The following is a 13,252-nucleotide window of genomic DNA, read 5'->3' as shown; positions in this document are numbered from 1 at the left end:
TAAAGTAAATGCACTGCAGCATTGAATGATGAGCATCATCACACTTGAGTCATACAGAAACCGCGGATTATGTCCGCGGTTTTTTCAAATGCGCGATTACTTGTCTGTACTCAATCAGCACGGTGTCATTGGCAATGACATCAGTGCCATCAAACATATCAGGGTTTGTAGTTGTATGAATCATTGTGATCAAGATAACGATGAAAGTATTGCCGCAGAATGATCAGTTGAAGGTGTTTGTTTATGCGTAACCGCACGCAAGCGTGCCTCGACGATGCAAAACGACAGTTCGGTGTAAGAAAAACGTCCGAATAAACAACGATTTTTAGCCTGCCATGGGGGTTTCTCAAAAAAATATCAGGGTAAGAAATAGGGTTGTACTAACGGCGTCTCATGCATGTTGTAAGGCACGAAACAAATTTTTTTTGAAGTAGAACAGGATGCAAAAATAGTGTGTCAATGGGCATTCTAGCGATCATTTGAACGGTGCATTTTTTGCTATGGCTTATAGTGCATGCTGATGCATGTTTAGCTTGTTGATAGTAACGCAAACTTATGTTGATGATGCCATGAAGGACGCAGAAAAATGCCCTTCACGTTATTTAAATGCGGTTTTTTGAAAAGGTGATGCGATTGAAATGTGATGTATTTAAGGCTGTAGATATGCATGTTTTTAGCATTTGTGATACCGCTTATATGGGTATGATCGCTTGATATTTGGAGTGGTATCAATGTGTTTGGTAGGTATCACATTCATGTGCATGCGATTGATGTTTGATGCGTATATGTTGATGCTGTTTTGATGTTGATGTTGGCCGAAAGAGGTTTGAATGTATGTGTTGTGTATGGTTGCGAGTGAAAAACTGCTCAAGAGATGTGATGTTGCATGCCGATAAATTTGGCGCAATGGAAGTTTTTTATTGACTTGGTTTTTGTATACTCGTTACAGTTAACTTTTGAATCCTAAGCTCCGACGGTCGACTGAAAGGATATTAAGCCATGGCAAAGAAGAAATCTAAGAAAAAGGCTGCCAAGAAGAAGGCAACCAAGAAGAAGGTAACTAAGAAGAAAGCTACAAAGAAAAAGGCTAAGAAGAAAGTAGCAAAGAAAAAAGCTACTAAGAAGAAAGCCAGGAAGAAAGTAGCGAAGAAGAAAGCTACCAAGAAAAAAGGTAAGAAGAAGGTAGCGAAGAAGAAAGCAACCAAGAAAAAGGCTAAGAAGAAAAAAGCCAAGAAGAAAGTTGCTAAGCGTAAAGCTACGAAGAAGAAGAAATAATACGCTTCTTTAAACCCGCTGGGTGAGTCACCCGGCAACTTGTTGAATCAAATCTGTCGCTCCGAAATACGACAGAAGCATTTTCAACCTCTCACAGCGCCTCGGAGCTAGTCAATGAAGAAGACGTCCTTAACGGGCGTCTTCTTTATTTATTGGTAATCAAAGACTTAGGCGTGTTGTGCGGTGTGTTGCTGTGAATTAACGGGTGTATCGTATGTGGTAAGGCGGCTTTGGGATAAAATTGTGTGTCATGATAATTGCGAAGTAGGGGTTCGTACTGATTGATCGTGATTTATGCGTTAGAGTTAATCACGCATGTGTGAACAGATGCGGCACGAACTATCTTGTGGTTGATTGATGTGTTGTGATATAGAGATGTATTAGCTTGCGATGGTGATGGCTTGGAATGCATCTGCAGCGGCGATAGAGAATTGCTTAGCATTAAACGTGTCGCAGATGGCCTTGAAGGTTTGGATTTGGTGATCTCGCTTGTCGGGGTTGGTGATCAACTCATTGACGGCGCTTGTAACCGGTGGGATTTCACCGAAGTGTGGCATGAGTTCGGGTGTGGCTTGCCCGAGGCCGAGGTGTGTGCTGATGATGTTGGGGAGTGTAAGCGGGCGGGAGCGGACGAGGAATTGTCCAATCAATTTCCATGTCATTTTGTTGATGTTGTAGAGTGAGACGAGTGGTGTTTGATGTGTGACGGCTTGCAAGGTGGCGGTGCCGGAGACAATGAGCCCGAGATCGGCCCAGTCCAGGACGGATCCCGCCTTGCCGGTGACAAGGTGCATGTCATCGGCAAGCGTGTTGTTTGCGTGTGAAAGGATGGCGGCTTTGCGGTCGTCGTCGGCAGCGGCGACAACGGCGGAGAGCGTGGGGTGTTGTTGTTTGAGTTGTTTGTAAGCGGCGAGCATGGTCGGCCAGTTCTTATCGATTTCGGAAGCGCGTGATCCGGGGAGGATGGCGAGCTTGGTGCCTGTGGTTTGTGGGAGGTCGAGTGTGTGATCAATTTCGTGGCTGGCGTGTTCTTCTTCGAAAAGTGGGTGTCCAACGAAGGTGGCGGGCACGCCGCGGGAACTGAACCAGTCGGGTTCGAATGGGAGAAGACAGAGGACGTGATCGGAAAGGCGGCGGAGTTTACGGATGCGCCATGGTGCCCATGCCCAGAGTTGGGGGCCGGCGAGATGGATGACCTTTGCGTGGGGTTGAAGTTTGCGAACGTTTTTGCACATACCCCAGTTTGCAGCAGGTGAATCGGTGGGGATGAGCGCGTCGATCTTGTTTTGCTTAAGCCATTTGGCGGCGCGTTTAAGTCGGTCGTAATGAGTTTTGGCGTGCTTGATGGCGCCGGCGAGCATAACCGCATCAGAGGTGGTTTGTTCGATGAGTGTTGCACCGGCGGCTTGCATACGTGGCCCGCCAAAGGCAAGGATGTCGAGGTTAGGAAGTCTGTTTTTAAGTTCAGTGATGAGGCGCGAGGCGAGAGCATCGCCGGAGGGCTCAAAGGCGGAAAAGAGGATGGTGTTTGGGACGGACATTTGAAGGATATGTTATCTGAAAGATTGGGCGGAGGTTGCGTCTAGGTGATGATTGGGGAGAAATGTGTGAGCAATAAAAAAAGAGAGAAGAATGCCGGAGGTGGGACTCGAACCCACACTCTGTTGCCAGAATCGGATTTTGAATCCGACGCGTCTGCCAATTCCGCCACTCCGGCAAGGGGTGGTAGTGTGACCAGAGGACCAATTTTACGGAAGTCTGTGGTATTGGCAAGTTTGTGTTGTATGGATTGGATGGGCCGAGCTAGGAGGCTGAAGTTTTTTCAAGGACGGACAGGGATAAGGAGGCAGGTTCGTCATGAAGATCGGTGGTGGTGCGGTTACGGCCGGCGTGTTTGGATTGATAGAGCAGGGTATCAGCACGATTAATGATTGATGGGAGTGTATCGTCTGGTTTGGCGAGAGTAGCCCCGACGGAGACGGTGGTGGAGAAGGGGCGATCTTGATGCTTGATAGATGATTGCTCGATCATGATTCGCATGCGGTCTGCGGTGTTGTAGAGTTTGTCAGGTTTGGCATGCGAGATGACAGAGATAAATTCCTCACCGCCCCAACGTCCGATGAGATCGTATTGCCGGGTGGCATGGTGTAGTGTCTTTGAGACGAGCTTAATGATTTGATCGCCGAAGTTGTGGCCGAAGGAATCGTTGATGTTTTTGAATCGATCGATGTCGAACATGATGATGGCGAAAGGCCATTGATGCCGTTTTTGTTCTTCAAATTTTGATTCAATAAACGATTCGATGTATCGCCGATTGGGAAGTTGCGTGAGTGGATCGAGCAAGGCGGCACGTTCAAGTTTTTCAATGCGGTTTTTGTCGTGCACGTGGGTGGTTGCCTCGGAGAAAGTTTCGATGCCGCCAATGATGTTGTTGTTTTCGTCGAGCATAGGAGCACAGCGGGCGCAGATAGGAACGCGGTGGCCATCTTTGTGGTGGAGGTAGATTTCAGCTGTTGTGGGGGAGCCGGTATCGATGGTGCTTTTGAGCGGGCAACCATGATGACAAAGTGGCGAGCCTCGTTCGTCGACGTGCGAGAGGATGTTGTTGAAGCAATATTGTCCGATGACTTGGTCGGCGGAGTAGCCGGTGATGCGTTCGGCGCTTTTGTTCCAATAGGTGATGCGACGGTCTGGGTCGACGAAATAAATGCCATCGTGGATTTGGTCGAGTATGGCGCGGAGATGGTTTGAACCGTTTTGCATATGATCGCCCTCGGTTACACAGGCGAGGGTAACGAATGTGTCTATTAAAATCGGTGATATAGGGGTAACACTTAAACGGGAGGGCAGGTTGAGCTCGGTATAAAATGGATGGTGTTTTGGGTGATTCAGCGACGCCAAATTAATGTGAATTACTATGGAAAATTTGCCATCCAGGCTTGCCGTCTGAAATATCCGGCTTTTTAGGCCGGCAATAAGACAGCTACGAAACAAATACGTAAAATTTTACGCAATTGCGTAAAACTGTTGCGTTTTGCTTGTTTGCGTGTATGATGTGCAGCATGTCACTTGCATCAATTGCAAAAGCAGCAGGGGTTTCGACGGCTACGGTTTCACGGGTCATTAATGATCGTCCGGGTGTGTCGAAAGAAAAAGCTGCAGCGATCAGAGCTCTGATCAAGAAAATGTCGTTAGAGCCGATGCAGCTACGCCGGCAAGCGAGGAGTACGCGCCGCTGGGATTCGTTGGCGGGTAAGACGGTTGCATGGGTGCAGGAACGAGGTGGTTATTTACGGCATCCAAATTTATATGTGCAGCAGTTGCACGGGATCAGTTTGGCGCTGGCTGAGTTGGATATGAATTTGCAGATGATTTTGATTGAGCCGGGTATGCCGTTGCCGTGGGCGTTGCGTCACGGGGAATTTTCGGGGGTGTTGCTTGCGGCTTCTGAGTGCTACGACGAGTTGGCAGAATTGTTGAAGGATGTGCCGACTGTTGAGATTACCTCGCATGCATTGGGGGATACGGACTATATTTTGCCGGGGAATGAGGCAATTGGTGTGAGTGTTGCACGGCATTTTGCGGAGCAGGGCCATAAAAGGGTTGTGTTTTTGAATCCTGTACCGAGTTATCAAGTGTGGACCTGTCGGGGGAATGCGTTCGTGCATGCGGCAAAGGATGCAGGAATGGGTGCCGAGACACTTTCCTGTGAGGGAGGTGCGGGCGATGAAGTGGTGATGATTGATGAGATTGAACTGGATCAGCTTGTGCCGTTATTACGGCCGCTTGTGGACCAGTATGTTGCGATGTCGCCACGACCAACAGGGATGCTGTTGCCTGTAGATATAGTGACATCGATGGTGTATCCGATGCTTCGTCGTCGGGGGGTTGAGCCGGGCAGGGATGTGACGGTGGTGTCGATTGGGAATGAGCAGAGTTATTTGTCGGGTCTTGATCCGAGGCCGGCATCTATTGATATTGGCCCGGAGTTGTTGGGGCGGCGTGCGGTTGAGCAATTGGTGTGGAGTATGTTGCGGCCTGGTGAGGGGCGTACGTTCCAGCTTAGCTTGGAGCCGCTGATCATTCCGTCAGTATCGTATGAATCATTGGAGCGAGGACCTCTTGATAGGGGAGGTTGATCTTCGGAGTGTATTGTTTTTGATTTAGATCTGTTTTTTTTAAGCGTTTTATACTGTGTGTTTTTTCTAATGAAGATGAAATTCGCCAGAGATTCTGGCGCGTGTGGCGATCGTATTGTCACTGCCGATCAAAAAACTACTTACGATTGGAGGATTAGAAGATGTTTCGACTATGGAAAAAATGGACCGCGGGATTGTGTGCGGTAAGTTGTGTGGCGGCAATGGGCGTTCATGCAAATGCGGCGCTTGTGGCTCAGTGGAACTTCGATGATGGTACTTATGAAGATCAAGCGGGCAGCCTTGACGGCGGTGCGATTGGCTCAACGTCAATTGTTGCTGCGGGAAGTAATCAGCTTGGGAATGACATGGGTAAGGCGGTGCAAACCGGCAGCTCTGCGGGATCTGACTATCTGAATGTTGGTGATCTGAACACGCTGGGTGTGAATGGCAGTTTTACGGTGACGATGTGGGTGAAGCATAATGCGCTACCGACTGATGGTACGGTGAGCCCAGAGTTCTGGGATAGTTGGAACAGCGGGACAGGCCCAAGTGGTGGCGGATTTATCTCGACCATTCGGCGCGGAAATAATGGGGGTAATGCTGGTCTTATCTTTACAAACATTGAAGACACAAACGATAGCAGCGGTGATTTACTAAAGCCATCTCCGAGGATTGATGATGGTTTGTGGCATTTCTATGCGATCCGTTATATCTCCAGTGCGAATACGGCAAAGATCTATCTTGATGGCGTGGAATCAGGCGATTCTGAAGTTGGGGCTTACAACTTGAGTCGAGCAAGCGGTGGGAAAAGCTTACGTTTGGGCGACGGGTTTGATGGCATGATTGATGACATCCGTATTTATGATGCGGCGTTGTCGGTGACGCTTGATGGCAGTAAGACGCTAACGGATGGAGATTTGTATGACGTTTGGCACGCGCAGGTACCTGAGCCTGGGGTGATGGGTTTGGTAGGGCTTGCGGGGCTGATGGCTATGCTTCGGCGTGGCATGAAATAAAGGAAGCCGCCTAGTAAGGCGTTCTGTCGGGGTTAGCGCTTCGGCAGAACTTTCATGTGTGGATGGTGCAATTTGCGTGGCTGAGGTTGGTTAAAAGTGTGATTATCAGCTTGTCAACGGGGCATATGTTTCAGGTGTGGATTTGAGTGAGTTTTGCAACAACTCGTGGGACATGGAGATCTGAGATGGTTATAAGAGGTTTGTTTGAAGGGAGTTGTAGTGGTTATATCAGCATGAACATGTTGCATGAACTTCTGGGAGTTTGTCTGTGAAACATGAGTGTCAGGTTGTAATTTTATTTGTAAGCAGGTTCGTAGGCATGGCCTAACTGGATGGCAGCAATGGCATGTCAATCGATGTGAACAAATAAGATGATTTACCTGAAAGGAGAAGAGCATGACTAAATGTGGACTGATGATGGTATCGGTGTTGGCGCTTGTTGGAGGTAGTGTTAGCCATGGAGCGGCGACGCCACCAGTGACGAGCAAGCTGTTTGCGGCTTATGACGCAACAGATGTTTCGGTGACAGACAGTGGTGGGACGCTTTTGGTTGATTCTTTGAATGACCAGGCAAGTGGCGGTGGTGATGCAAGTGTTGCGGACAATGCGGTGGCGGCGGGTGGATTGCGTCCGACACTTGTCACGGCAAACACGGGCAACGGTAATCATTCGGTGATTGATTTTGATGGCAGCCAAACATTAGCGACGGCGGCATTTGATGGTGGTGAGATCGGCCGAACCAATACCATTTTTATTGTGGCGTCTCGCGACAGTGGTCCGAACAGCTTTTTAGTGGATGGCATTAGCAACGGAAAACGCCATGCGGTGTTCACGCGAAGCAATGGTACGCATGCGATCTTTGGTGGGTCTCAGATCATCAATAATGGTGCGACAGCTTCGTTGGGAGAGTTTGAGGTTTATACCGCGATTTTCAGTAGCAGCGCGTCGCAATCACAGCTGCGTATCAATGGTACGAAGGTTGTTGGTAGCGGTAATACAGGATCTGATTTATTGAGTGGGTTACAGGTCGGTGCGCAAGCTGGTGGCGGTGGTAGTCGACTTGATGGGCAGATCGCAGAGATTTTGGTTTATAACGGTGGCTTGAACACGGCGCAGATTGAATCGATCGAGGGCTACCTTGCGGACAAGTACATTAACCCTGTGCCGGAGCCTATGGGCACGGCGGTTCTGGGTTTGGGTGGCTTGATGCTGATGCGTCGTCGCTAATGTCTCACTGATTTATGTATATGCGTGGAAGGGGGCGTAAGTCGCCCCTTTTCGCTTTCAAAGTGTATGGATTGTAGAAGTAGCTGTGTAAAATGTTGCTCATATACGGGAGTATGAATCGATGGAAATGAAGATGGGATGGCTTGAGCGGATGCGGCGTGGATTTACGTTGATTGAACTTTTAGTGGTCATTTCAATTATTGCGTTGCTCATTGGTATTTTGCTGCCGGCACTTGCGGCGGCGCGTGAGCAGGCGGTACGGACGCAGTGTATGACCAATCAGCGTCAGATTACGACGGCGGTGATTACTTATTCGGTGGATCATGATGGTGAAGTGCCAAAGAATTATGGCAATCATGCGGTGAATAATGCCCCGCACAATGGTTTTCCTTGGCGATGGTCGAGTTTGTATTTGGTGAAGCCGTTAAGTCGGTATACGATTGATGATCGTGTGGTGAGTTGCCCTTCAACAGGAAGCAATGTGCCGGGCACGACAGCAGATATTGATGGCGATGGTGAACGTGAGTGGTCCTCGCGGATTTTGTATTTGCCGGGCCTTGGGGACAAGATCAATGGTCAGAAGAATGTTGCAGACAGTAGTTGGTTAGAAACCAAGCGGTCAGCGGCATCACAGGTACGTTTTTTGGATCAAGTTGATGGTGTGGTGACGGCAGATCGAAATATCTTCTTGGGGGCAGCGGCAGGGACGCCGGATTCGAATCATGGCGTGAGTAATTCGGGTACGACGAGCGTGTCGTTTGATTATTTTCTCAACGAGTTACCGGGGAGTAATCGTTTGTTTGTAGATGGGCATGGCGAATGGGCACCGGTTGATTTGATAGGCAAAGATGGTGAGCGTCCAGAGACATCTGCGGATGGTCGGTACCAGCACGGACCGAATCGGCCGTATTTCTGGTAAATGAAAGTATTGTGTTGTGATTTACTATGAGGGGATGGCTTGTAAATCGTTAGTGAATTTGGATCATTGAGATTGGTTAAACCGCGGCGATAAAGCCGTGAAAGGGTCTTTATGCAGCTGCTTAGATTTGGATGGATGGCGTGTGTGTGTGCCGTGTTGACGGTTGTGTGGGCAGGTTGTGTGGTCAACGGTGAAGTGAAGGGCGGCGCAATTTACCAAACACTGTGCGTGTTGATAGAGAAAGACGTACGGCAGGAGCATGCAGTTACGGTTGATATGTTTCGGCGACATTTGTTGAAGCTTCGCCACGGATTTGATGTGCGGGTGCTGGAGACAGAAGGTGATGTGCGGTTGGATGCTGCGGGAGTGGTATATCTGCGGATTATGATCGGCGATGATCATGAAGAGGAGAGTTTTGAGCTTAAGCAAGAAGGTAACCGTGTGACGTTACATACGAGTGATAGACGGGGCGTGATGTATGGTTTGGGGCATGTACTGCGGCAGGTACGGCTTGCGGATATAGGGTTTTATTTTACAGATAGACTTGAGGGTTTGAGGAAACCGACATTTGCACTGCGAGGCGCAAACGGAGGGCTCAAGCAGGCGATGGATCATCGTGCTGCAGTGACGACGGGGGCACGGAAGTATGAAAAATCTGAGCAGGTGTTTAATTATGAGACGTTGTTGTTTGCGGGAGCAAATCAGAAATTACATGGTTGGGGAAGTTACGTGCCGGTAGATTTTTCGAGGTTCGACGCCAAGACAGGGAAGGGAGTAAATGTGTCAGTGGGGGCGTTGGCGGAAAAATATGGGGTTGATTACGTGGCGTTCAATTCAATTAACGGCATCGGTAAGTGGCATATGAAAGAGGAGTGGAAGGCGACGGATCATGGCAGATTGCACGGAGGCAATGCATGCCCGAGTATCCCGGAAGCACGGGAGATGATCATTCGGACGCGAGAAGAATTTGTGAAGCGTGTTGGTAAGCTGGACGCGATTGGTTTTGCTCCGTCGGATGTAGCAGGATGTGAATGTGATAAGTGCTACCCATGGGTTAAGACTTACTGGGGTCTCATCAAGGATCTGGGTGAGATGGTGAAGCGATATCATCCTGAAACGAAAGTGCTGATCACGAATCAAGAATTTGATCGTGAAGAGAATGCGTGGCTTTTCGAGAAGATTTCAGAGGGTGAGCATTCATGGTTGGATGGTTATGTGTATGCGCCGACGAGTTCGGAGAATTCGACGTATGGTTACAACGTGAAGAATGATATTTATCCGATGGATGTGAGCGGCGATGTGAATCGCGCGTTTTTGGCGGCAAAGGTTAAGCAGATCAATGGCGGGGATGGAGAAAAGCTTGAGGTGTGGGAGATGCCGGACATTTCGCACTGGAAGCGGTCGCAGTATGGATTGGAGGTGATGGACCCACTCTTGGCAGAGGTGCATCCACGGCGAACATTTAATGCGCGGCCCGCAAGATATGAACAGATTTTTGCAGCAAGTTTTCCGTATGTGCGAGGGATGTTGGGTTATTCAGAAGGGATGTATGACGATTTTAATCGGCAGTTTTTGCTGAGGAAATTGTGGGATCCGAAGCGGAGAGCGCGTGATTTAGCACGGGATTATTATGGATATTATTGCGGTGATGCGGCGGGGGAGATTTTGTCTGAAGCCGTGTTTGTTGGTGAGGCTAACTATGCGGTAAGCATGGAGGATGCTAAAGAGGGATTTGAGATGTTTTATGCGTTAGTTAAACAGGCTGAGGCCGTGATGCCGGTGTATTACCGGGAAGGCAATTGGCGTTTTGCGATGTTGGCCAAGCGGGCGGCGATTGATTTGTATTTGTTGCGGCAGTGGGAAATGCAGAAAGCGGTGTATGCGGAAGCGATTACTCTATTGCGACACGGGCTGGAGAGTGATCTTGGCACGGCAATGAAGGCGGCGGCGGGAGTGCTGGATGCGGTGAATGAAAGTGAAGAAATGCAGCGGCTACGAGCGGAAATGAAACGTTATGACGATCAGACCGACGCGGGGAATGCGATTCGTGCGATAGCGATCATGGACATTGAAAGGCGTGATGGTGTGGGGGTGACGTGGTTGCGAAACAAGATTGAGAAAACGATGGCGGCGGGTGATGATGAGACGAAGCGAAAGATGATTGATGGCGTGGTGAATTATGATGTGGTGGGTGAAGGTGAGTTTTATGATGATTGTGGGAAGCTGGGGATGCAGCCGAACTTTGTGGCGGGGAGTGGAGAGATGTATTACGGGACGGGTAAATGGGGTGCGGAAACACGGCCGAGCCAGCGGAGTTATGTGTATGCGTTTGAGAAGCAGAAAGGCTTGCGATTCAAGTATGCTGGTTTGGATCATGATGCGAAGTATGAGGTGAAGTTGACGTGTTCAAAGCCGAGTGGAGTGAGCTTTGCGCTGGGATCGGAGAACCATTTTGTGGTGAAGGCAGATGGAAAGGTTGTTGGAGAAGTACAACCACGTGAGGAGATAGTAGGTACATATGTGTTTGAGCTGCCGCGAGAGGCGATAAAAGATGGGAAGTTAGAGTTGTTGTTTGAGAAGGCGGTAGAGAACGGTAAATCGGTGACGGTGTCGGAAGTGTGGGTGTTGAAGCGGGATTGATTAAAGGCTGTGAGTGTTGCGGGAGGATGTTCAGATATTTTTGTCCGGGGAAGGATAGATTGTTAGAATATGTGGCCACCAGCAAGCGGGGTGTAGCTCAGCTTGGTAGAGCGCTTCGTTCGGGACGAAGAGGTCGTAGGTTCAAATCCTGTCACCCCGATTGAGATTCAAATGAACGAACCTTTTTTGCGGTGGATGTTGTTCAGATGGTGTAGGTGAAGGATGAGTGGCTCATAACAAATCTTCAATGGGCGTTCTGGTGATTGTGTATTATATTTTGTGCGATACTGACCGTGCGGCAACTATCTTTCAGCGGCTGAGCGATTAGGTGGTGAACTCGGAAGAATCTGACTTGGTTTTTTGCTCGTTGATGGTGTGTTGTGTTGCGGCGACTGCATGATGCTACTTAGGAGAATGCTGTAACTTGCATTGGTGGCGAGGTTTGTAAGATTGGTGTGTTTTGGACGATGTTGAGGGCGAAAATTGTGATGCTTTTTTTAAAGAAAACTTAGATCGAGGTCATGCGACGGTAACAAGTGTTAGCTGTAAGTTATTTGTGGATAATGGGAAACGTAGATGTGCCTGTTCGTAAAATGCTTGACGATTGTGTCGGGGTGGTTTATAAGTAACCATTAAAGTTAGGCTGTGATCAGGGGGCTTACTGTTCTGATTTCAGCTGATCAAGGGTAAAACAATTTCTTCCAAACAGTATTTGAAAGGCAAATAGCATGGGATCAGTTCTTAAGCATTGGTATGTACCTGTCATGTTCTTGTTCGCGCTGTCAGCGGTCGCAATGGGTTGCGGCGGTGGTGGTGATGATAAGGATATTCTTGCACCAACAACAGTCACAACCGGTTCTGCATTCGTCGGGACAGATGGAACAAGTTCGGACACGATTGACACAAGTGCTGGCGGTTTGGTGACGGGTAACGGTACGACGGGTACCACTGCAGGTACAGTCGATGGTGAAAGAGGTAACACAGTTGTTGGAACAACTTGGGTCTATACACCCGGGGCGGGCGCTACCGCTACGCTTGCATTTGAAGTGACTGCATCAGGCGCACCGGGTACTGTTGCTGTTGGCGCAACTTATACCTACACGCTAACCTTCACGACTCAGGCGAAGACATCAGGTGTGTACTCGTTGGCGTATGATGCGGATGGCGCAGGTGCTGGTGTTGCTACCACTTCAGCCGGTACGTTCGTCCTGCCATAATGATGGATGGCATGAGCATTGGCTGATCTGATGATTGGCTGATGTGAAAGTGAATTGAATGCGGGCCGATCTGTTTATGCAGGTCGGCCTGTTTTTTCTTATCATGGGCAGTATTAGGCGGCAATTTATGTATCTGGGGTGTATCAGTTGTGTTTGGAGTTCATGGATGGGTCGGCGTCAACGTCAAACAGCATCATTTCGCAAGAAATCGAGAAATGGAAAGCAGAAAGCTGCGGGCGAGGTTGTGCCAAGCAAGCGTGATTCACTTGCGGGGTTGATGATGGCGTATGCGATGCAGCCGGGAGAGCGGCAACGCGAATCTTTGTGGGCCTTTATCCGTGATCGTAATCCATATGTTTTTTCGCACCATCCGTCGGATAAGTGCTTTGAGGAGCATGTCTGGAACTTTGGCGGGATGTATTTTTGTAAAGGTTGCGTGATGACTTTTTCGGGGGTGATGGCGGGGTTGGTGTTGCAGCTAGTGGTGGGTTGGCTGGGGATGATGGAAGGTGTGTGGGAGACATGGGGTGTGGCGAGTGTGTTTGTGGGGATGCTATTGCCGACGGTGGTGCTAGGTGCGTTGGGTGGACCGAGATGGATGAAGCATGTGGGGCGATTCCTATTGGGGGTGTTGGTGGCCAGCGCATTTTGTATGCTTTTTGTGACGGGGCATTGGTGGGTGCGGGGTGTTGTGATCGCGATGTTTTTTCTAGTAAAGATTCCTATGGAGCGTTTACGCCGTAAGCAGAACAGGACGACTCGGCAAGGCAGTGGTGCTCATCATAAAGAAGCAGTATTGTGACGTATCGTAGAACAAGA

The 13,252-nt window shown here is 49.2% G+C and carries 10 protein-coding genes and 2 tRNA genes; 9 read left to right on the top strand and 3 right to left on the bottom strand.

The genetic code is table 11. From position 1 onward, the window contains the following. Positions 1-999 precede the first annotated feature (999 nt). The gene (locus tag ACQ6WK_RS12285) at positions 1,000-1,275 is read left to right on the top strand and encodes a hypothetical protein (RefSeq protein WP_432797673.1); all 276 of its coding nucleotides are present in this window, start codon (positions 1,000-1,002) and stop codon (positions 1,273-1,275) included. A 380-nt stretch (positions 1,276-1,655) separates the two neighbouring features. On the opposite strand, the gene lpxB is transcribed toward ACQ6WK_RS12285, so the two are convergent. From lpxB to ACQ6WK_RS12270, 3 genes are all read right to left on the bottom strand, one after another. Continuing rightward, positions 1,656-2,816, bottom strand: coding sequence for a lipid-A-disaccharide synthase (gene lpxB, locus ACQ6WK_RS12280; RefSeq protein ID WP_432797672.1), 1,161 nt, complete (start codon positions 2,814-2,816; stop codon positions 1,656-1,658). Positions 2,817-2,908: 92 nt separating this feature from the next. Then, a tRNA-Leu gene (locus ACQ6WK_RS12275) sits at positions 2,909-2,992 on the bottom strand. Positions 2,993-3,078: 86 nt separating this feature from the next. Further along, positions 3,079-4,038 (bottom strand): diguanylate cyclase, encoded by a 960-nt coding sequence (locus tag ACQ6WK_RS12270; RefSeq protein WP_432797671.1) that lies wholly within the window; start codon positions 4,036-4,038, stop codon positions 3,079-3,081. A 299-nt stretch (positions 4,039-4,337) separates the two neighbouring features. Here ACQ6WK_RS12270 and ACQ6WK_RS12265 point away from each other — a divergent pair, with 299 nt between their 5' ends. The 8 genes from ACQ6WK_RS12265 to ACQ6WK_RS12230 all read left to right on the top strand — a co-directional run bounded on the left by ACQ6WK_RS12265 (position 4,338) and on the right by ACQ6WK_RS12230 (position 13,235). Then, positions 4,338-5,414 carry a substrate-binding domain-containing protein gene (locus ACQ6WK_RS12265; protein WP_432797670.1) on the top strand — a complete coding sequence of 359 codons (1,077 nt, stop codon included), beginning with the start codon at positions 4,338-4,340 and terminating at the stop codon, positions 5,412-5,414. Positions 5,415-5,575: 161 nt separating this feature from the next. Beyond that, positions 5,576-6,430 carry a LamG-like jellyroll fold domain-containing protein gene (locus ACQ6WK_RS12260; protein WP_432797669.1) on the top strand — a complete coding sequence of 285 codons (855 nt, stop codon included), beginning with the start codon at positions 5,576-5,578 and terminating at the stop codon, positions 6,428-6,430. A gap of 396 nt (positions 6,431-6,826) precedes the next feature. After that, positions 6,827-7,657 (top strand): LamG-like jellyroll fold domain-containing protein, encoded by an 831-nt coding sequence (locus tag ACQ6WK_RS12255; RefSeq protein WP_432797668.1) that lies wholly within the window; start codon positions 6,827-6,829, stop codon positions 7,655-7,657. A 121-nt stretch (positions 7,658-7,778) separates the two neighbouring features. Continuing rightward, positions 7,779-8,576: a type II secretion system protein gene (locus ACQ6WK_RS12250; RefSeq protein WP_432797667.1), complete on the top strand. Its 798-nt coding sequence runs from the start codon at positions 7,779-7,781 to the stop codon at positions 8,574-8,576. 111 nt (positions 8,577-8,687) lie between these two features. Next, positions 8,688-11,216: a hypothetical protein gene (locus ACQ6WK_RS12245; protein ID WP_432797666.1), complete on the top strand. Its 2,529-nt coding sequence runs from the start codon at positions 8,688-8,690 to the stop codon at positions 11,214-11,216. A gap of 86 nt (positions 11,217-11,302) precedes the next feature. Continuing rightward, positions 11,303-11,376 (top strand) — tRNA-Pro (locus tag ACQ6WK_RS12240). Between the two features lie 568 nt (positions 11,377-11,944). Then, positions 11,945-12,433, top strand: coding sequence for a hypothetical protein (locus ACQ6WK_RS12235; protein WP_432797665.1), 489 nt, complete (start codon positions 11,945-11,947; stop codon positions 12,431-12,433). Positions 12,434-12,599: 166 nt separating this feature from the next. After that, positions 12,600-13,235 (top strand): hypothetical protein, encoded by a 636-nt coding sequence (locus ACQ6WK_RS12230; RefSeq protein ID WP_432797664.1) that lies wholly within the window; start codon positions 12,600-12,602, stop codon positions 13,233-13,235. The last annotated feature ends 17 nt before the right edge of the window (positions 13,236-13,252 follow it).

This window comes from Poriferisphaera sp. WC338, from assembly GCF_050931845.1.
GTDB lineage: Bacteria > Planctomycetota > Phycisphaerae > Phycisphaerales > Phycisphaeraceae > Poriferisphaera.
The sequence above is the reverse complement of the archived record's forward strand: the minus strand, read 5'-3'. Positions and strand labels throughout refer to the sequence as shown.

Bases quoted from the DNA above. Each gene is read 5' to 3' on its own strand.
- ACQ6WK_RS12285 (WP_432797673.1), top strand. From the start codon at position 1,000: ATGGCAAAGAAGAAATCTAAGAAAAAGGCTGCCAAGAAGAAGGCAACC.
- lpxB (WP_432797672.1), bottom strand. From the start codon at position 2,816: ATGTCCGTCCCAAACACCATCCTCTTTTCCGCCTTTGAGCCCTCCGGC.
- ACQ6WK_RS12270 (WP_432797671.1), bottom strand. From the start codon at position 4,038: ATGCAAAACGGTTCAAACCATCTCCGCGCCATACTCGACCAAATCCAC.
- ACQ6WK_RS12265 (WP_432797670.1), top strand. From the start codon at position 4,338: ATGTCACTTGCATCAATTGCAAAAGCAGCAGGGGTTTCGACGGCTACG.
- ACQ6WK_RS12260 (WP_432797669.1), top strand. From the start codon at position 5,576: ATGTTTCGACTATGGAAAAAATGGACCGCGGGATTGTGTGCGGTAAGT.
- ACQ6WK_RS12255 (WP_432797668.1), top strand. From the start codon at position 6,827: ATGACTAAATGTGGACTGATGATGGTATCGGTGTTGGCGCTTGTTGGA.
- ACQ6WK_RS12250 (WP_432797667.1), top strand. From the start codon at position 7,779: ATGGAAATGAAGATGGGATGGCTTGAGCGGATGCGGCGTGGATTTACG.
- ACQ6WK_RS12245 (WP_432797666.1), top strand. From the start codon at position 8,688: ATGCAGCTGCTTAGATTTGGATGGATGGCGTGTGTGTGTGCCGTGTTG.
- ACQ6WK_RS12235 (WP_432797665.1), top strand. From the start codon at position 11,945: ATGGGATCAGTTCTTAAGCATTGGTATGTACCTGTCATGTTCTTGTTC.
- ACQ6WK_RS12230 (WP_432797664.1), top strand. From the start codon at position 12,600: ATGGGTCGGCGTCAACGTCAAACAGCATCATTTCGCAAGAAATCGAGA.